This is a genomic window from Micromonospora eburnea, assembly GCF_900090225.1.
In the GTDB taxonomy this organism is placed as follows: Bacteria; Actinomycetota; Actinomycetes; order Mycobacteriales; family Micromonosporaceae; genus Micromonospora; species Micromonospora eburnea.
In genome coordinates, this window is the sequence record NZ_FMHY01000002.1 from 1118602 (window position 1) to 1137518 (window position 18917).

Here is an 18917-nt window from a genome sequence, read left to right on the forward strand (position 1 = left end):
TTGTCAATCGGGGGGGTCCTGAGCCCGGCTGGCCGCGGCCCCTGCCCGGTGGGCCGGGCAGGGGCCGCGGGCCTTCAGCACACGATGGGCTTCACCCAGGAGCACTCCAGTCCCTCGGGCACCCGGAGGCTTTCCGGCGCCGCCGGCACCGTCAGCCGCGTCGTGGTCGCCCCCTTCTCGGTGTACGACGCCAGCGCGATCGCGATCTGGTCCTCCAGCCCCTTGACCGACGAGGTCAGGTAGTTGTTCAGCACGATGGAGAAGGCCAGCAGGTGGCCGTCGGCGTCGGTGACGTAGCCGGAGAGGCTGGACGCGCCGGTCAGGCTGCCGGTCTTGGCGTGCACGTTGTTCGCCGCGGGTGTGTCACGCATCCGGCTGCGCAGCGTCCCGCCCACGAAACGTTCGGCGTTGCCGGCCAGCGGCAGGGCCGCGTACCAGGTGTCGAACCACGGCTCGGCGCGGGCCGCCACGAGCAGCGACACGAACTGGGCCGGCGGGACCAGGTTGCGCCGGGACAGGCCGGAGCCGTCGCGCTGGCGCAGCGTACCGGTGTCCACGCCGGAGCCGCCGGCGTAGTTGCCGATCGCGGCGAGCCCGGCCGACCAGGTGCCGGAGCCGGAGAGGACCCGCCCCAGCTCCTTGGTCAGCACCTCCGCGTGGCCGTTGTTGGAGAGCTTGAGGAACGGCACCATCAGCTCGGCCAGCGGCATCGAGTCGTGCCGGGCGATGGTCGCCGCGTCGCCCGGGGTGGCCCGGCCGAGCACGGTCCGGCCGAGGACGCGTACCCCGTGCCGGCGCAGGGCCGACCGGAAGATGTCGGCGGCGTACCCGGTCGGCTCCCAGACCGTCATCCATTCGCTGGTCGGCTCCTCGGCGACGGCGATCTGCCCGGTCACCACGATGGTGTTGCCGCCGTGTTCGCGTTCGAACGAGAGGGTGGTCTGGCCGGTGGCGACCGTCTCGGCCCGGTTGTCGACGCGCAGCCAGCCGTTGGGCGGGGTCATCGTGACCGCCGGTGGCACGCCGGCCCTGGCGGCCGGGGTGGCCTGCACGATCACGGTGCCGGCGTCGTAGTCGGTGTCCGGGGCGACGGTCAGCGCGGAAACCTGCGCGGCGTAGTAGTAGGACTCGTCGTCCCAGGTCCAGTCCGGGCCCAGCCGGGTCCGGTCGTAGCGGGTGTCGTCGGCGACCAGGTTGCCGGTCACCACCCGTACGCCCTCGGCCGCGACCTGCGCGGCCAGCCGGTCGTAGTCCCGGGCCAGCAGGGTCGGGTCGCCGCCGCCGCGCAGGTACAGGTCCCCGGAGAGCACTCCGCCCCGGCGTACGCCGTCGCTGGCCACGTCGGTGGTGAAGCGGTGTCCCGGCCCGAGCAGTTGCATCGCCGCCGTGGAGGTGAGCAGCTTGGTGTTGGAGGCGGGGATCAGCCGCCGGTCCCCGTTGCGGTCGTAGAGGGTCTGCCCGGTGGCGGTGTCCACCACGACCACGCCCGCCTGCGCGCCGTCGAGCCGGGAGTCGGCGAGGACCGCGTCGATGGTGGCGGCCAGCCGGACCTGCGCGGGGCTGGGTGAATCGGCGGTGGCGGTGGGGGCGCCGGCGGTGGCCGCGGTGGCGACCAGGGCCAGCACCGCGAGTGCCTGCGGAAAACGACGACGATGCATCCGTTGATGCTCGCATGGCGCTTTCCTCCGGAGAAGGCCGGAGTTCGAAACTTATTGCCAAGATGTGCCCAGATCTCCCGGGTGACGGCTGGAGCGGTGCCGAACCCGTCCGCATACCCGGCGGCGGGGTTCGGGAAACACCGGTCCGGTGCCCGCGTCACCCGTTCGGGTCAGGTGCCGGCGGCCCCGGTGTCGACTGACTTCGCTCTATTTGACGGATGCCTGTACAGGGGGCACCGTAGGCGATGAGGGGCGCTCGACCTGCCCCGTTTCGTGTGGCGAGGACTGATTTGCCATTCCGGGTCCGGACCCGGCCGCATGGGCCGCGTCGACCCGTCCGCGATCCCGAAGCAGCCACGAGGAGTTCCGCGATGCTGACCATGACCGACAACGCCGTCCTGGTGATCCGCGACCTGACCGAGCAGCAGGACGTCGCCGACGGTGGCGGGCTGCGTATCGCCGCCGACACCGAGGCCGGTTCGCTCTCCATCGAGCTGGTGCCGCAGCCGGTGCAGGGCGACCAGGTGGTCGACAACCAGGGGGCCCGGATCTTCCTCGACGCCGACGCCGCCCAACTGCTCAACGACACCTCCGTCGACGCGGTGGTCGACGAGGAGGGGATCGTGCAGTTCGGCTTCACCTCGAAGGAGTGACCAAGGGCCCGGCTGGCCGCACCGTCCGCTGACGAGGAAGGGTCAGGGCGGAGCGGTCCGCCCTGACCCCGGACCCGGCGCGGATCCGCTCAGTCGTCGGAGCCGCCGTGGTCGTCGTCGTGGGTGTCGTCGCTGCGGCCGCGGGTGCCCCCGTGGTCGTCGTACCGGTCGTCGGAGCCGCCGTGGACCCTGCCGTGGTCGTCGGTCCGGGTCCGTGCGCCGCCGTGGTCGTCGGTCCGCTCCCGTTCGGCCTCCACCACGGCACCGTTGCCCCGGTCGACCTTGACCTCGTGCCGGATACCGCCGTCGACCACCTTGACACTCCACACCGGACGGCCGTGCTCCGTCTCGGCCTCGATCTCCACGATGCGGCCGCCACCGGCACGGGCGAGCGCGATCTCGCCGGCCCGCGTCCGGCTGACCGCGCCGCCAGCGGTCCCGGCGGCGGCGCTCGGCGTGGCACCGCCGGGGGTCGGGTCGTCGTCCGGCTTCGGATTGTCGTCGCCCGTCGGGCCGGCCGTCACCGCGCTGAGCGCGGTGCCGGGAGCCGGCCGGTCGGCCGTGGTCACGCCGAGCGCCGCACCGGCCACCGCAAGCACCGCGGCCCCGCCGGCCACCGCCAGGACCAGGGAAGTTCGTCGCATCTTCGCCACCTCTCCTCGGTTGTGCCATCGAGGATCGGCGCGGCGGGGATAGCGGCGCGCTGCCCGGCGGATAAGCCCAGGTTAAGGTCGCGGCGGCCCGAGCCGGAGCAGCACGACGGCACCCCCGTCGGACCCGCCGCGCAGCTCCAACCGGCCGCCACTGGCCCGGGCGGCCCGGTCGGCGATGTCCAGGCCCAGCCCGGTCGAACCGGTCCGGCTGGCGCCCCTCCGCACCGCTCCGGCCGGCATCCCCGGGCCGGAGTCGGCCACCGTCAACGCGACCTGCCCCGCTTCGTGGGTGAGCCGGACGGTGAACGGTGTGCCGTCCGGTGTGTGCGCGAAGACGTTGCCCAGCAGCGCGTCCACCGCCGCGGCCAGTTCGTCGTCGGTCACTCCCACCGGCAGCGGGCCGGGCGCGAGATCGAGGGCCACCCTGCGGCCGGTGTCCTCGGCGAGGACGGACCAGAACGCCACCCGCTCGCCGACCACCGCCGCCGCGTCGCAGCCGGCCCGGCCGTCCCGTGTCGAGCTGCGCCAGCGGGCCTGCTGGATCAGACCGGTGACCGCCCGTTCCAGGCCGTCCACCGCCGTGGTCAGCCGGGCCGCGTCGTCCGGGTCGCGCAGCGACTCGGCCTCCAGCCGCAGCGCGGTCAGCGGGGTACGCAGCCGGTGCGACAGGTCGGCCACCTGCTCCCGCTCCTCGCGCAGCAGCACCTGGATCCGTCCGGCCAGGTGGTTCAGCGCCCCGGCGACCTCCCGCAGCTCGGCGGGCCCGGCCGGGGTGACCCGGGCGTCGAGTTCGGCGTTGGCGAGCCGGTGGGAGACCGCGGAGAGTTCGGTGATCGGCCGCACCAGGGTCCGGGCCAGCCGGTCGGCGACGACCAGCCCGACCAGCACCAGCAGCACCCCGAGCAGGGCGAGCACCAGCCAGGCCCGGGCCACCCCGGCGGTGAGCTGCGACCGGGGGACCACCGTACGGATCACCGCCGTCCCGTCCGGGCGGCCCTGGACTGCGATCACCACCTCCCGTCCGTCGGCCGACTCGGCGGTCAGGCTCTGCCCCCGCGCGGCGAGCGCCACCGCCGGCGTACGCGGCACGGAGGCGCCGAGCACGGTGCCGTCGGGCAGGAACACGCTGACCGGCCGGCCCGAGTCCGCGGCGAGCTGCTCGACGGTCAGCCGGACGGTGGCCGGGTCGGCCGTGCCGACCAACGGCACCAGGCTCTGCGCGTCAGCGGTGGCCCGTACGGTCGCCCGGTCCGCGGCGACGGTGCGGACCAGCAGCGCCAACGGCACCAGGAAGGCGGTCAGGACGAGCACGCTGACCGCGGCGGCGAGCAACGCCAGCCGGCCCCTCACCGGGCGGCTCCCGGCGCCTCCAGCCGCACCCCCACACCCCGTACGGTGTGCAGGTAGCGCGGTTCCTGGGCGCTCTCGCCCAGCTTGCGCCGCAGCCAGGACAGGTGCACGTCGACGGTCTTGTCGGCGCCGCCGTACGGGATCCGCCAGACCTCGGTGAGCAGCTCCCGCTTGGTGACCACCTGCCCCGGCCGCCCGGCGAGGTGGTGCAGCAGGTCGAACTCGCGCGGGGTCAGCTCGACCGGGACCCCGTCCAGGCGCACCTGCCGGGAGCGCGGGTCGATCCGCAGGCCGCCGACCACGAGCGTGGGGTCCCCGGTCGAGGCGTCCCCGGCCGACCGGCGCAGCACGGCCCGGACCCGGGCGTCCAGTTGCGCGGCCGTGAACGGTTTCACCAGGTAGTCGTCGGCCCCGGCGTCGAGCATCCGGACGATCTCGGCCTCGTCATCCCGCGCGGTGGCCACGACGATCGGCACCGAGCTGACCGCGCGCAGCATCCGCAGCACCTCCCGACCGTCCAGATCGGGCAGTCCCAGGTCGAGCACGACGAGGTCGGGCCGGTCGTCGAGGGCGTCGCGCAACCCTGTCATCGCGGTGGAGGCCGCGGCGACCGCGTGGCCGCGCTCCCGCAGGGCCCGGATCAACGGGGTACGGATCGTCAGGTCGTCCTCGATGAGCAGCAGCCGCGCCACAGGTTGCACCGTAGCCGCCGCCGTGCTCCGGGTCACACCTCGTCCGGTTCGCGCAGGCGCTCCGGTCTGCGGCGCGAGGGCCGGATCGGGTCCGCGGACATAACGGCTAGACCGTTTTCGGGCGAAGTTCCCGCAGGTGCACGTGCTGTCGCTCCCGGTAGGCCATCCCGTTATGGTACCTAGCTGCGATATAGTACCTTCGTGGAAGAAGATAATCCGCGGATGGCGGCGCTCAGGAGAGGGATGCTTGAGCCGCTCGTGTTGGCCTCCCTGGAAGCCGCGCAGCGGTACCCCGCCGAGGTTGTCGTTGTGCTGAGGGGCGCAGGCTTTCCTGTTCAGGAGGGCACCCTCTATCCGCTCCTGGCAAAGCTGCGCCGCGAAGAGCTGGTGAGCCACGAATGGAGAGAGTCACCGACGGGACCGCCACGCAAGTACTTCAACCTCACGAGCGCCGGGGAAGAGCAGCTAGCCGCGTTCAGGGAGTACTGGACCGCTCTGACCCAAATGATCGAACGGATAGGACGACAGCCATGACTGCTACTCGGCACATGAGACTTGCTGGGCACGCTCAGCTGTTCACGCTCACTGATGATGCGCATTCTGACCTGGTCTCGTACCTCTCGCGCTCCCGTGCTGCGCTGGAGAACGAACCTGATGGTGACGAAACCCTGCGGGACGTCGAGGCGGCCCTTGGTGACCAGCTTGCGCCGCTGTGCGAAGGCGGTTCGGTTGTGGACGCCGTGCAGATGCAGAACCTTCTCGATCGCACGGGGTCCATCGAGTCGAGCCGTACGATGCAGAATGGGAGTGCCCCGCAGCGCCTGCCGTCCTGGGTTCGTGTCACCGAGGGCAAGTGGCTGGCGGGGGTGTGCCTCGGGGTGGCAGCGCGTGCGAACCTCGATCCTGCGTGGGTTCGAGGTGTTGCGGCGGTCGCCGTGTTCCTCGTTGCAGGCATCCTGGCTCCACTCGGAGAGGGCATCCCCATGCTCTTGTTTCTGGCCGCAGCTGCGCTCGGCTACATCGTCCTCATCGTGGCGCTGCCACCGGTTCGCTCCGTCGCTGAGTATCGACGCCTCCACCGCCTGGGCCGCAACTACCCGTAGACCGTTTGAACTGCCGTGGAAGGTCGTCCCCGACGCTGAGCAAGCTCCTCCACCTACCCCTCACATCGGCCGCCACCGAACGGACGGGCCGCCGCGGTCGGCCGGCTGAAGATCAGTCCTTAACGTTGCTTGGGCTGGAAACTACGGGGGGGCCGGTGAGGCGGCGGGAGACCGTCGAGCAACTGGCCGCCCGCGTGGACGCCGGGCAGACTTCTTGCTCGGGCGAATGGCACGCCGGGCACGCGGCCCGTACCGCCGTGACCGGTGGCATGTACGCCGCCGCCCGCCGCCAGCGCTCTCGGGGTACCGGTGACGGTGACGTGGCGGGACCGCCGCGACACGGCCGTGTGGCCCACGCACCGCAAGGCCGACGGGCAGACCCATCCGGTCGGCACCGCTTCACGGTTGGCGCGGCCCGGCAGCGGAGACGACCGGCCGCTGCCGGCTGGCTCTCAGCGCCCGGCGCCGCGCCCGCTCATCGCGACCTCCAGCATGAACGCGCACCAGGCGATCGCTGAACGGGCCGCCAACCGGCCGACCGCAGCGTCGACCGCCGGCACGCCGGTCATGCCGTGCCCGTCACCGACCTTGTTCCGCAGCTCGGCCACGTTTTGAGTGAGCGGGTGGAGACGGCTGAGGATGCGCTTCACCTGGTCCAGCTGCGGGCCAGCGGCCTGGGTGACGTGCACCCCGAGGGCCTGGCTGGCCTTCGCCACCAGCGCGGGCACCTCGTCCTTGTCGCTTACCGGTTCCCCGCGCAGCGCGAGCACCGCCTTGGCGGTGGCCTCGATCAGGTTCTTCGCCCGGCCGATCAGCGCGCCCGTGTCGTCGGGCAGGGCGCGTTCCAGCCGCGTCAGTTCCTGACGGATCGCCGCGGCGTCGGCGAGCGCGGCGGTGGCGGTGGCCGCTAGGCCGGCGATCGCCGCGAGCGGGTCACCGGGGGCGTCGAGGGCATACCCGTCGTCGTGCAAGCAGTTCCGCAGCCGGACCACCATGTCGCGGTGTGCCCCTGCCCCCGCCTCGTGCAGTTCGGCGATCCGGGAGGCGAAACGCAGCACCCGCGCCACGTTCTCCGGGTCCGTCAAGTCCGCGGCGACGATCGTGTTGTAGGCAGCTCCGGCAGCGCGCAGTGAGGGGATTTGCTCTTGCGTGTTGCGCCGGTCGGGCACGAACCGCAGGCCGACGGCCCTAGCGGCGGAGGCGACATCCATCGTGTTCACGGCCCCTGTGGCGAGATCGGCTACCGCGACGATGGTCTGCGTTGACAGGAGCTGCTGCACGACCGTGGATCGTGTCACGGGCCGAAGGCCGGACGCTAACCGGTTCGCCGGGTCACCATGCCGGGCAGACGCTGCCCGCCCGCCTGGAGGCACGGCGCAGGCGGTGCGGACAGCCGGACCGGGATGATCGTTCGATTCGGTAGGGACCAACGCCCGCCCTTGATGACATCGATCTTGACAGCTTGTGAGAGTCGGATCACACTTCCGGCCAACTGTGGCTGCCGAGGTCGTGCCGGGACCCCCACCGGGTCGCCCTCGGGACCTCCCTGCCAGGAAGGACTCTCATGAGGAGCACAAGGAGACCGATCAGACGGGGCCGATTGCTGGCCCTGCTGGCGCTGCCGCTGGCGCTCGCCGTCAGCGCACCCGGCCTCGCGAACCCGACGTCGGACAGCGCGGTGGCCCCCGACAGGTCGTCGAGCGGCGATCAGAACGGCGTCGGGCTGATGCGTATCGTGGTCGCCGACAAGTCGGGCATCGACCGGCTCAACGAGCTGGGCGTCGACCTCGCCGAGTACGTCAAGCCGGTCGACAACGGCATCGAGGTGCACGCGATCCTCAGCCCGGAGGAGAGCCAGGCGCTGCGGGACCAGGGCTTCGACGTGCAGGACGCGATCTCCGACCAGAGCGACTACGCGGAGAACGTGGCCGAGCGGTCCGCCGCGGTCCGGGCCGTGCAGTCCCTGGCCGCCAGCACCGACACCCTGACGGTGCTGCGGTCCGAGTGGTTCACCAGCCTCGACGACCAGCTCTTCCTCAACGTCGAGGTGAAGTCGAGCGCCGGCGCCGACTCGACCACGGTGCTCACGGTGAGCTGGGACCGCGGGGCGGGCACCGAGATCGGCTCCGGCGGCACCACCACCCTGTCCCGGTTCACCGACGCCGGCCAGTACATGTACCACCGGTTCAGCAACCCGCTGGCCATCGACGTCGCGCCGTCCAGGGCCACCATCACCAGCAACAAGGGTGGCTCGGTCACGGTCGACGTGGGCAGGTGGCTGGGTAGCCCGCGCAAGGTCACCGGCGACCACCCGTACGTGTCGGACTTCGTCGACCACTACATGGACCCGACCGAGGTCACCGCCCGGTTCACCTCGCTGGCCGCGGAGTTCCCGAAGCTCACCCAGCTGATCGACCTGCCGTACAAGACGAACGGCTACCGGCGCCAGGCGCAGGCGCAGTTCGGCACCGCCACGGCGAGCATCCTCTACGTCACCTCGAAGGCGTACGGCTCCGAGGGCGGCAACGACATCACCATGTCGCTGGTCAACCCGGGCGCGGCCAACGCCCCGCTGACCGTCGGCGTCTCCGGCAAGGCCGTCACGGTGAACCTGGCGACCAACGGTTCCGGCGCGGTCACCAGCACCGCGGCGCAGGTCGTCGCCGCGGTCAACGGCCACGCCGACGCCGCCAAGCTGCTCACGGCCAGCACCTACCGGGGCAACGCCGGCACCGGCGTGGTGGCCGCGACCGGCGTCACCCAGCTGACCGACAACCTGAAGGCGCCGGCGAGCGTGTCCCGCGACCCGTTCCAGATGAAGGTGCTGCGGATCGGCAAGCACCGGGACGGCTCGAAGGTCGGCGTCTTCCTCTACTGCCAGGAGCACGCCCGGGAGTGGGTGACCCCGCTGGTCTGCGTGGAGTCGGCCGAGCGGCTGCTGCGCAACTACGCGCAGGACCCGAACACCCGCAAGATCGTCGATGACCTGGACATCTTCATCCTGCCGGTGGTCAACCCGGACGGCGCGCACTACAGCATGTACGACTACAACATGCAGCGGAAGAACATGACCAACTACTGCCCGGCGGCGTCGGCGGACCCGGCCAACCGCAACGCCTGGGGCGTGGACGTCAACCGCAACTTCTCGGTCGGCTCCGTCTTCGACGGCTACAACGGGGCATCGGCGACCAGCTGCACGAGTGAGACCTTCGCCGGCCCGAGCGAGCTGTCCGAGCCGGAGGCGCGCAACGAGGTCTGGCTGGTCGACAACTTCCCGAACATCAAGCTCTCGATGAACACCCACTCCTACGGCGGCTACTTCATGTGGCCGCCGGGGGCGTACAAGACCGCCGGGCGGGAGGTGCTGCCGCGGGTGGACCAGGGCACCGAGGCCTTCTTCTGGACCTCCTCCGACTACATCCTCTCCCGGGTGCAGGAATACCGGGGCACCGCGATCTGGCCGGGCCGTACCGGGCCGGTGACCGACGTGCTCTACTCGGCGGCCGGCAACAGCGCGGACGAGCACTGGTACAACCGGGGCATCATCGGCTGGGACTTCGAGGTCGGCGCGGACGTCTACAACCCGGCGACCAAGCGGTTCACCGCGGTCGGTTTCCAGCCGCCGTTCGCCGAGGGCCACGAGGAGGCGATGGAGTTCGCCAACGGCAACATCGGCATCCTTGAGGTCGCCCGGGCGTACGCGACCGACAAGATCCAGCCGAAGAGCACGGTGAAGATCGTCAAGCAGGAGCCGGGCGAAACCACCTTCACCTTCAGTGTCAGTGAGCCGGCGAACGTGTACTACACGCTCGACGGCAGCCGGCCGACGTTCGACTCGCCCAAGCTGGCCCTCGCCGGCATGCGGGAGGGTGTCCAGAACATCACGGTGAAGAGCAACACGACCGTCAACTGGTTCTCCGTGGACATCGCCGGCAACGTGGAGAGCAACTACAAGCCGGACGGCAACGGCAAGAACCACAACAAGCAGACCGTATCTGTCAAATAGTCGATCTCGATCGAACAGCGGTGGCCGCCGGCCCGAGGTCGGCGGCCACCGGCCTTTCCGCGTACGCCGACTCGGCGTCGTTCCTGCCGCGAGCCACGTCGACGCTCTTAACCTTCCCCGGTGCCGGTCTTAACCCTTCCTCGGGGACACTCGGGGCATGGGCCGTCGACCGATCCTCGCCGCCGTCGGATGGTTGGCCACCACCGTCGCCGCCACGCTCGTCGGGCTGGGCGCGATCCGGCTGGTCGGAGACGGCATCACCGGCACCCCGGGCGGCGTACTCGACCAGCGGGAGGTCGCCCGCGCGCTCGCGTCACCGGAGCCGGCGCCCGGCGTGCCGAGCGGCGGTCCGACCCCGACCGCCGCCGCGGCGAGCCCGCCGCCGACCCGCGGCCCGACCGCCACCGCGGCTCGGCGGAGTTTCGTCACCCCCGGCGGTACGGCGGTGGCGGAATGCGGGCCGGCCGGGGTACGCCTGGTCACCTGGTCGCCCGCCCAGGGCTACCGGGCCAAGGACACTCCCGACCGGGGGCCGGACGATCACGTCGAGGTCCGCTTCGAAGGCTCGGCGGGCGAGTACGAGCTGAAGCTGCGCTGCGTCGGCGGGCGACCGGTGGCGGAGACCCACGACTGAGTCCAGCCGCGACGGTCCGGCCGTCCGGCACCGGCGGCGACGGCGATGCGCGGCGCACGGCGTCGCGGCCGGACGGCGCTCGACGGCGCCCTGTGGCAACATCGCGCCGTGCGTCCCCACCGCCTGCTCGCCGCGCTCGCGGCCGGGCTCGCCCTCGCCCACCTGATCGGACGCTGGTACGCCGTACCGCTGCTGCCCGCCGCGCACACCCTCGCCTGGATCGCCGCCGCCGGAGTCGCGCTGACCACGCCCGACTTGGCCCGGCGCACCCGGTACGGGCTCGGCCTCGCCGGGGTGGCGGTCGGTGTGCTGTCGCTGCCGTCGGGTGGCGACGCACCAGGGTTGCAGTTCCTGTCGCCGCTGCCGCCGTCCGACCCCGGGCTCACCGGCCAGCAACTCCGGTGGTGGGCCCTGCTGGCCGTGGCCGGGGTCGCGCTCACTCTCGCGGTGTCCGCGCTGCCTCGACTCGCCGCCGATCGGGGGCGCACTGCCGTGGCCGTCGTGCTGGCCGTGGCGGCCGGCGGGCTCGCGCTGGCGCTCGGGCCGGTCGACGCGTTGCCCGCGTACGCGGTGCTGGTCGCCCTGGCCGTGCTGGCCCTGGCCCGGTCCGGCGCGGTGGCGGTGGCCCTCGGCCTGGGCCTGGTGGCGGTGCTCCTCCTCGACGACCCCGCGCAGGGCTGGTTCTCCTGGCTGCGCCCGACGAACCAGCAGGCCACACTGGAGTTCCTGAGCGAGGCGGAGTACCGGCGGCGGTTCGCGGGGAACGCGTGGCCGGCCAGCGAACTGACCGAGGCGTTGCGGTTCGTGGCCGGGGCGCTGGTGCTCGTCGGCTGTCGACGGGCGGGGCGGGCGCGGGCACGAGCGCACGGCGCCGTCCGACCGGGGTCGTAACGTCGCCGCGCTCTGGCCGTCTCCCACCACCGCAGCCGTACGGCGGTACGACAGCGGGGACTTGGCTCGACCGGCCCAGCACGAACCGGTCCTGGCCACCAGATCCCCGCTGAACAGGGATCCAAACCACGGAGAGGTGGCGAACTCCACGATCTGCGCGTCCCGGCGTGACGGGCGCGCGGACCGGGTATGTGCGCGCCATGGAGCATTTCACGATCGAGACCGTCGCCGAGAAGAGCCCGGACTTCCGCCGGGTGCTGTGGACCGGTGGGCAAACCCAGTTGGTGATCATGACGATTCCGCCGGGCGGGGAGATCGGCGAGGAGGTCCACGAGGGCATCGACCAGATCCTCACCTTCGTCAGCGGCACCGGCGAGGCCCGGGTGGCCGGTGAGAAGAAGGAGGTGGTCTCCGGTGATCTGGTGGTCGTACCGGCCGGCACGAAACACAACTTCGTCAACACCGGGCCCAACCCGCTCGTCCTCTACACCGTCTACGGCCCACCCGACCACGCCGACGGGGCCGTGCACCGGACCAAGGAGGAGGCGGAGGCGGCCGAGGCGGCCGGCCAGGACGAGCCGCCCACCGCCTGATCCTGTCCTTGTTAACAGGGGGCCCCTGCTCTACCGGAGGCGTTAGTAAGGGGCCCTTCCTTACACCAGCGGGACGGTGGAGACGTCCACCGTCTCCGGGTATTTCAGCCCCGCGCCGGTGTTCAACACCACCACCCGCTCGCCGGCCCGGATCCAGCCCCCGGCGCGCAGCTGTCGGGCGGCGGTCAGGCAGGCGGCCCCCTCCGGGCAGAGCAGCAGGCCCTCCCGGGCGGCGAAGTCGCGCAGGTCGGCGAGGATCGCGGCGTCGTCGACGGCGACCGCGGTCCCGCCGCTGTCCCGCAGCGCGGTCAGGATCAGCTCGTCGCCGAGCGGGGACGGCACGGTGATGCCGAACGCCAGCGTGTGCGCGTCCGCCCACGGGGTGGCCCGGGGCTCGCCGGCCGCGAACGCCCGGACGATCGGCGCGCAGCCGGTGGACTGCACCGCGACGAGGCGGGGCAGCCGGTCCTCCACCCAGCCCAGCTCGCGCAACTCGTGCAGCGCCTTGTGGATGCCGATCAGCCCGACCCCGCCGCCGGTCGGATAGATGATCACATCAGGCACCTGCCAGCCGAGCTGCTCGACGATCTCGTACCCCATGGTCTTCTTGCCTTCCAGGCGGTACGGCTCGCGCAGCGTGCCGGCGTCGAAGATCCGCCCGCCCGACTCGGCGACCAGCCCCGCCACCCACCGGCCGGCGTCGCTGATCAGGCCGTCCACCAGGCGCAGGTCGGCTCTGGCCGCGACGCACTCCCGGCGGCAGACGGTGGGCGCGTCGAGCGGCATGGCGATGGTCGCGCCCAGCCCGGCCCGGGTCGCGTACGTCGCCCAGGCCGCCCCGGCGTTGCCGTTGGTGGGCATGGCGATCCGCTCGACGCCCAGCTCCCGGGCCCGGCTCACGCCCACCGCCGCGCCCCGGGCCTTGAACGATCCGGTCGGGGCCAGCCCCTCGTCCTTCACGATCAGTTCCGGGATCCCGATCTCGGCGCCGTACGCGGGGGCGCGCAGCAGCGGCGTCCAGCCCTCGCCGAGCGTGGTCACGAAGCGAGGGTCGACCACCGGCAGCAGCTCCCGGTAGCGCCACAGATCGGCCGGCCGGAGGCCGAACTGCTCGGGGGTCACCGACGCGGCCACCGCGGCCAGGTCGTAGCGGGCCAGCAGCGGAGAGCCACAGTCGCACAGGTTTCGCGGCTCGTCCGCGGGGCGTTCCCGGCCACAGCGCGGGCACTCCAGGTGCGTCAGGTGCACGATGGTCCCTCAGCTCGTGTCGATGCTCAGCCAGTGCCGGCTGCGCCGACCCGGCTCGTACGGGGAGTCGAGGCGCTTGGCCACCACGCCCGGGAGCCCCTGCTCGCCGGCGGTCCGCAGGGCGTCCGCGCCGACACCCGGGAACCACGGCGGAGTCTGCCAGTGCCGGCCGGTGATCGCCAGACCGTCGAGCAGCTCGCGGCGCTGGTCGTACGGCAGGTCGAGGGTGGTCACGCCCTCCAGCCAGAGCAGGTCGACGGCGAGGAACTGGCCGTCCCGCTTCGTGGGCGCCCGGACCCGCCCGGCCGGGTCGATGCGGACCAGCACGCCGTCCAGCACCGCCTCGGTGGGCGCCAACTCCTCGGCCAGCACGCGCAGCCACGGGTACGCCCCGGTGATCTCCTCGTCGGTCTCGTCCAGCAGCCGCAGCCGGCCGCCCGAGACGTACGCCAGCGCCCGTACGCCGTCCCAGCGCAGCTCGTAGCCCCACGCGGCCTCGTCCCTCGGCAGCCGGGCGGCCGGGGTGGAGTGCATCGGGCGGATCAGGTCGGGCATCGGCGTCCAGCCCTCCGGGGCCGGGTCGGTGCGCCGGACCATCCAGTCCCGGCCCCGGCCCCCGGTGGCGAACAGCACGTAACGGCCGCTCGTCCGTTCCCCGTCGAGCACCACGATCACCTCGTCGTCGCGCCACTTCTCGGCGCGGTACGTCCCGGTGTCATGGATGGTCATCCGCCCGCCGCCGTACTCGCCGGCCGGGATCTCACCGTGGAACGTGAGGTACTCCATCGGGTGGTCCTCGGTGTGCACGGCGAGATGGTTGCGGCCGGGGTCGCGGGGCAGGCCGCGGGGCACCGCCCAGGACGCCAGCACGCCGTCGTGCTCCAGCCGCAGGTCCCAGTGCAGGCTCCGGGCGTGGTGCTGCTGGATGACGAAACGCGGCTTGCGGCGGGAGGGCCGCCTCCGCCGGGGGGCCGGTTCCGGCACCGGCTCGGGGGTACGCGCCGCGTCCCGCTTCCGCCGGTACTCCTCCAGCCGGTCAGCCACCCCCGCATTGTCCGGCACGTCGGGTACGTCGGCACGGCGGACCGTCCGGTTCCTGCCACCTCGTAACGGTCCGCGGCCCTGCCGGTGACCGGCGGCATGGTGGGGGCGATCACGGGTAGAACAGGCGCCATGACCAGCCCTGAACAGCCCACCGCCGTGCTCCCGGGCGAGGTACGGATGCCGCTGCTCGGCTTCGGCACCTGGCAGGCCACCGGCGAGGCCGGGTACGACGCGGTGCTCGCCGCCCTCGACGCCGGCTACCGGCACATCGACACCGCCACCATGTACGGCAACGAGCGGGAGGTCGGCCGGGCGGTCAAGGAGAGCGGACTACGCCGGGAGGACGTCTTCATCACCACGAAGCTGCCGCCCGAGGCGGTGGGCCGGGAGCGGGAGACCATCGAGGCGAGCCTGGCCGCCCTGGACACCGACTACGTCGACCTCTGGCTCATCCACTGGCCGCCGACCTCGCCGGGCGAGGGCATCCCGGTCTGGCGGGAACTGCTCGCCGCCCGCGACGAGAACATGGCCCGGGCCGTCGGGGTGAGCAACCACAGCATCGACCAGATCGACGAGCTGATCCAGGCCACCGAGGAGAATCCGGCGGTCAACCAGATCCGGTGGAACCCGACGCTGTACGACCGGCACGTGCTCGCCGCGCACCGGGACCGCGGCGTGGTGCTGGAGGGCTACAGCCCGCTCAGGGACACCGACCTGTCCGATCCGGTGCTGGTCCGGATCGCCGCGGCGCACAACGCCTCGCCCGCGCAGGTGGTGCTCCGCTGGCACATCGACCACGAGATCGTGGTGATCCCGAAGTCGGTCCACCCGGATCGGATCCGGGCCAACGCCGACGTCTTCCGCTTCTCGCTCAGTGCCGAGGAGATGCGCGACATCGACGCCCTCGGCACCTGACCCGCCCGGACGACCGGGCCGGTTCTGGTTGGGGCGCGGAAACGGGTGCGGTCGATTGACCACGCCCGTTCCGTTCGTCCGGCGTCAGGCCCGGGAGCAGGCCGTTCCGTTGAGCGAGAAGCTGGTCGGTGACGAGTACGTGCCGCTCAGCGTGCCCTGGTAGCCGAAGGCCGTCGAGGCGCCTGGCGTGAGGGTGCCGTTGTGGCTGACGTTCTTGGCGGTCACCGCGGAGCCGCTCTGGGTGACGGTGGCGTTCCACGAGCTGGTGATCTGCTGTCCGCTCGGCAGGTTGTAGGTGAGCGTCCAGCCGTTGATCGTGGACGAGCCGTTGTTGGTGATCTGCACGTCGGCGGTGAAGCCGTTGTTCCAGGAGTTCGGGGTGTACTTCACCGTGCAGCCGCCGGTCGGCGGGGGCGTGGTCGGGGGCGCGGTGGTCGGCGGGGCCGTCGTCGGCGGGGTGCCACCGGTGTTGACGCTCTGCGAGAAGGAGGTCACCGCCAGGCCCACGCCGCCCTGCCACGGCTCGAAGCCGGCCTGGATGCTGGTCAGGTACCAGTCGGTGGTGATCGCGCCGCGGCTACGGGTGTCGTTGATGAACGTCATGGCGTCGAAGCTCAGGCTGGGGATCGCCGACGACGACACGTACGAGATGACGTTGTTGGAGCCGTTGCTGCCGCGCCAGACCTCCCAGCTGCGTCCGGCGAGGTTGGCGGTGCCCACCACGGAGCCGATCGGCTGGATCGGGCCCTGCCGGTTGAACCAGATCATGATCTCCATCTGGTTCACCCCGTCCTTCTTGGGGCTGGGGTCGAGCCAGATGTCGTACGCGGCGTCGTAGACGGCGCCGCTGACGTAGTTGTAGTTGATGCTGGCCGGGGCGCTGCTGATGTTCTTCACCTGGGCCGGCAGGTTGGTGCCGGGCGAGCAGTTCGTGTAGTGGCAGCCCACGTAGATGGACGGGTAGGAGACCGGGGCGCCGCTGGTGTTCCCCGTGCCGTCCTGCCGGGTGATGGAGAAACCGGTGGAGGTGACGTTGATGCACTGCTGTGCGCTGGTGCCCCAGCGGTTGTTCTGCACGACGTACTTGCCGCCGATGGTGGTGGACCCGTACTGGTCACAGATCTGGGTGTCGGCGGAGGCGGTGCCGCCGAGAGCGACGGCGACGAGCGTGCCGGCGGCCATCAGGCCGGCGGCCGCGAGGGCCCTCAGGGGACGCTTCATGATGCTCCTTGGCTTCGGCGCGCGGCGCCGGTGTTCGGGACGGGACAGGGGCCGGGAGCGCTCCCAAGCCCAGCCAACACATTTACATGCTTGAAACTGCCGCGCAACGGGGTGAGGTGCCGGAAGCAGCGGTCCGTTCACCCTTCCGAACGGGGTTCTAAAAGTCCTCGCCGAGCAGGGCCCGCGCCGCGCGCGCCTGGGCCGCCGCCGCGCGCAACGCCACCGCCACCCGTCGTTGCGTCGCCGGCCCCAGCCGGTTGACCGGCGCCACCACCGCGAGCGCGTCCAGCGCGGGGTCCCGCAGGGGCAGCGCCACCGCCACCCCGACCAACCCCGGCCCGCTCTCCTCCTCCACCACCGCCCAGCCCCGCCGGCGGACGGCGGCGAGCTGGGCGCGCAGCTCCTCGGGGCGGGTGGTGGTCCGCTCGGTGAGCGCCGGCAGCGGCCAGCTGAGCAGCCGGTCCACCGCGTCGTCCGACAGTTGGGCGAGCAGCGCCCGGCCGGCCGCGGTGGCGTGTGCCGGCAACCGGGCGCCGAGCGGCACGTGTGGTCGCAGCGTGTGGGCCGACTCCCGCTTGGCCAGCACCACCACCGCGTCGCCGGCGCGCCGGCACAGCAGCACGGTCTCGCCGAACCGGGCGGCGAGCTGGTCCAGCAGCACCCCGAGCGACCCACCCGCGTCCGTGCCGGCCAGATACGCCGCCCCGACCTGGAGCGACCGCAGGCCCAGGCCGAACCGGGTCCCGGTGGGGTCGGCCGCGATCCAGCCGCGGGCGAGCAGGGTGTGCAGGATGCCGTGCAGGCTGCTCTTGGGGATGCCCAGGCTCCGGCTCAGCTCCACCAGCGACCGGGGCCCGGCCGGGTCGGCGAGGGCCTCCAGCACGTCGAGGGCGCGACCCGCCGACTTCACCGGGTGTCGTGCCTCGCCTGCCGCCACGGCGGCCACTCTAGTGACCATCAATACGTCGGGGGAGCCTCCGGCGCCGACGGAACGACGTTCAGCAGGCCGGTCAGGGTTTCCGGAAGGCGGGAGAGGCGGTCGAGCCGGGCTGATCAGCCCTGGTGTGTACCGATTGCGACGAGTAATGTCTTGCCTCCAACGCGTGCCGAACCCCTCCCGGAGGCGTACCCAACGATGGGTGGTTCCCCTCTGCGCATCCTCGTCGTCGGCGCGGGCATCGCCGGTCTCGCCGTGGCCCGAGCCCTGCGCCTGGCGGGATTCCGGCCCGACGTCACCGAGAAGCTGCCCCCCACCGAGCGGGGCGACACCGGCCTGTACCTGCCGGGCAACGCGGCGCGGGCGCTGCGCCGACTCGACCTGGACGGCCCGGTGCGACCGCTCGGCCACGTCATCCACCGCCAGCGCTTCCTCGACGCCGCCGGCGCGCCGCTCTGCGAGGTCGACCTCGACGCCCTCTGGGCCGGGGTGGGGGAGTGCCGCGCCCTGCCCCGCGCCGAACTGCACCGGGTGCTGCTCACCGGGGCCGGCGGCGCAGTCCGGCACGGTGCCGAGATCAGCACCGTCGAGCCGCTGCCCGGCGGCGTCGCGGTCGGCTTCACCGACGGCACATCCGGGGAGTACGACCTGGTCATCGGTGCCGACGGGCCGCGCTCGACGGTACGCACCCTGGCCGCGCTCGGCGGCCCGCCGCGCCCCGTCGGGCAGGTGGTCTACCGGGCGGTGGTCCGGGGTGGCCCGCCGGTCGCGGACTGGACCGCACTACTCGGCGAGCGCGCCGGCTTCCTGGTGGTGCCGATCGGCGCCGGCGCGCTGCACTGCTACGCCGACGAGGCCGGCACCGCGCTGCCGGCCGACCCCCCGGCCCGGCTGCGCGAGCTGTTCGGCGGCTACGGCGGCCCGGTGCCCGACGTCCTCGACGTGCTGGAGACGGTGCACGTCGAGCTGACCGAGGAGGTCGAGCTGGGGCGCTGGTTCCACGGCCGGGTGCTGCTCGTCGGTGACGCCGCGCACGCCACCGCGCCGACCCTGTCCCAGGGGGCCGCGATGGCGCTGGAGGACGCGGTGGTGCTCGCCGAGTCGCTGCGGGCCGCCGGCAGCGTGGAGGCCGCGCTGATCGCGTACGAGAGCCGGCGACGGCCGCGTACCCGATGGGTGCGGGACCGGACCCGGGACCGCAACCGGACCCGCGACGTGCCGCCCGCGCTGCGCGACCCGTTGCTACGCGGACGTGGCCGGCGCATCTTCCAGGAGCACTACCGACTTCTCGTGGACCCGCTCTGAGGCACTGTGCCAGG

18 protein-coding genes are annotated in these 18917 nt (G+C 72.4%); 9 read left to right on the forward strand and 9 right to left on the reverse strand.

Annotated elements, in window-relative coordinates:
* Positions 1–74 precede the first annotated feature (74 nt).
* Positions 75–1658 carry a D-alanyl-D-alanine carboxypeptidase/D-alanyl-D-alanine endopeptidase gene (gene dacB / locus GA0070604_RS05430; RefSeq protein ID WP_091115119.1) on the reverse strand — a complete coding sequence of 528 codons (1584 nt, stop codon included), beginning with the start codon at positions 1656–1658 and terminating at the stop codon, positions 75–77.
* A gap of 371 nt (positions 1659–2029) precedes the next feature.
* On the opposite strand from dacB, the gene GA0070604_RS05435 reads away from it, so the two are divergent.
* Positions 2030–2311 (forward strand): iron-sulfur cluster biosynthesis family protein, encoded by a 282-nt coding sequence (locus GA0070604_RS05435; RefSeq protein WP_091115121.1) that lies wholly within the window; start codon positions 2030–2032, stop codon positions 2309–2311.
* An 89-nt stretch (positions 2312–2400) separates the two neighbouring features.
* Here GA0070604_RS05435 and GA0070604_RS05440 read toward each other — a convergent pair whose 3' ends face one another.
* The 3 genes from GA0070604_RS05440 to GA0070604_RS05450 form a co-directional block, all read right to left on the reverse strand.
* Positions 2401–2955, reverse strand: coding sequence for a PepSY domain-containing protein (locus GA0070604_RS05440; protein ID WP_141721242.1), 555 nt, complete (start codon positions 2953–2955; stop codon positions 2401–2403).
* 81 nt (positions 2956–3036) lie between these two features.
* Entirely contained in the window at positions 3037–4314 is a 1278-nt protein-coding gene (locus tag GA0070604_RS05445; protein WP_091115126.1) for a sensor histidine kinase, read from the reverse strand.
* The gene (locus GA0070604_RS05450) at positions 4311–5006 is read right to left on the reverse strand and encodes a response regulator transcription factor (protein ID WP_091115128.1); all 696 of its coding nucleotides are present in this window, start codon (positions 5004–5006) and stop codon (positions 4311–4313) included. Before GA0070604_RS05450 ends, GA0070604_RS05445 begins: the two co-directional genes overlap by 4 nt.
* Before the next feature lie 222 nt (positions 5007–5228).
* Between GA0070604_RS05450 and GA0070604_RS05455 the strand changes: the two genes are divergently transcribed.
* Both GA0070604_RS05455 and GA0070604_RS05460 read left to right on the forward strand, forming a co-directional pair.
* The gene (locus GA0070604_RS05455) at positions 5229–5540 is read left to right on the forward strand and encodes a PadR family transcriptional regulator (RefSeq protein WP_091115131.1); all 312 of its coding nucleotides are present in this window, start codon (positions 5229–5231) and stop codon (positions 5538–5540) included.
* Positions 5541–5554: 14 nt separating this feature from the next.
* The gene (locus GA0070604_RS05460) at positions 5555–6109 is read left to right on the forward strand and encodes a PspC domain-containing protein (protein WP_167363400.1); all 555 of its coding nucleotides are present in this window, start codon (positions 5555–5557) and stop codon (positions 6107–6109) included.
* 452 nt (positions 6110–6561) lie between these two features.
* On the opposite strand, the gene GA0070604_RS05465 is transcribed toward GA0070604_RS05460, so the two are convergent.
* A complete protein-coding gene (locus GA0070604_RS05465) occupies positions 6562–7389 on the reverse strand; it encodes an abortive infection family protein (protein ID WP_091115138.1) in 828 nt (275 codons plus the stop codon).
* A 320-nt stretch (positions 7390–7709) separates the two neighbouring features.
* On the opposite strand from GA0070604_RS05465, the gene GA0070604_RS05470 reads away from it, so the two are divergent.
* The 4 genes from GA0070604_RS05470 (at position 7710) to GA0070604_RS05485 (ending at position 12233) form a co-directional block, all read left to right on the forward strand.
* The gene (locus GA0070604_RS05470) at positions 7710–10115 is read left to right on the forward strand and encodes a M14 family zinc carboxypeptidase (RefSeq protein WP_167363401.1); all 2406 of its coding nucleotides are present in this window, start codon (positions 7710–7712) and stop codon (positions 10113–10115) included.
* A 157-nt stretch (positions 10116–10272) separates the two neighbouring features.
* Entirely contained in the window at positions 10273–10749 is a 477-nt protein-coding gene (locus GA0070604_RS05475) for a septum formation initiator (protein WP_091115146.1), read from the forward strand.
* 108 nt (positions 10750–10857) lie between these two features.
* A complete protein-coding gene (locus GA0070604_RS05480) occupies positions 10858–11640 on the forward strand; it encodes a hypothetical protein (RefSeq protein WP_141721243.1) in 783 nt (260 codons plus the stop codon).
* Positions 11641–11840: 200 nt separating this feature from the next.
* Positions 11841–12233 carry a cupin domain-containing protein gene (locus GA0070604_RS05485; protein ID WP_091115154.1) on the forward strand — a complete coding sequence of 131 codons (393 nt, stop codon included), beginning with the start codon at positions 11841–11843 and terminating at the stop codon, positions 12231–12233.
* Between the two features lie 60 nt (positions 12234–12293).
* Here the strand turns inward: GA0070604_RS05485 and GA0070604_RS05490 are convergent, their stop codons facing one another.
* Positions 12294–13481 (reverse strand): threonine synthase, encoded by a 1188-nt coding sequence (locus GA0070604_RS05490; RefSeq protein ID WP_091115157.1) that lies wholly within the window; start codon positions 13479–13481, stop codon positions 12294–12296.
* 9 nt (positions 13482–13490) lie between these two features.
* On the reverse strand, positions 13491–14525 hold the full coding sequence (locus GA0070604_RS05495; protein WP_091115159.1) for a DNA polymerase ligase N-terminal domain-containing protein: 1035 nt from the start codon (positions 14523–14525) through the stop codon (positions 13491–13493).
* A gap of 129 nt (positions 14526–14654) precedes the next feature.
* On the opposite strand from GA0070604_RS05495, the gene GA0070604_RS05500 reads away from it, so the two are divergent.
* Positions 14655–15440, forward strand: coding sequence for an aldo/keto reductase (locus tag GA0070604_RS05500; RefSeq protein WP_091115163.1), 786 nt, complete (start codon positions 14655–14657; stop codon positions 15438–15440).
* An 84-nt stretch (positions 15441–15524) separates the two neighbouring features.
* Here GA0070604_RS05500 and GA0070604_RS05505 read toward each other — a convergent pair whose 3' ends face one another.
* Both GA0070604_RS05505 and GA0070604_RS05510 read right to left on the reverse strand, forming a co-directional pair.
* On the reverse strand, positions 15525–16661 hold the full coding sequence (locus GA0070604_RS05505; RefSeq protein WP_091115166.1) for a glycoside hydrolase family 12 protein: 1137 nt from the start codon (positions 16659–16661) through the stop codon (positions 15525–15527).
* Between the two features lie 157 nt (positions 16662–16818).
* Positions 16819–17598 (reverse strand): IclR family transcriptional regulator, encoded by a 780-nt coding sequence (locus tag GA0070604_RS05510; RefSeq protein WP_244161765.1) that lies wholly within the window; start codon positions 17596–17598, stop codon positions 16819–16821.
* A gap of 198 nt (positions 17599–17796) precedes the next feature.
* Between GA0070604_RS05510 and GA0070604_RS05515 the strand changes: the two genes are divergently transcribed.
* A complete protein-coding gene (locus GA0070604_RS05515) occupies positions 17797–18903 on the forward strand; it encodes an FAD-dependent monooxygenase (RefSeq protein ID WP_091115173.1) in 1107 nt (368 codons plus the stop codon).
* Positions 18904–18917: the final 14 nt, after the last annotated feature.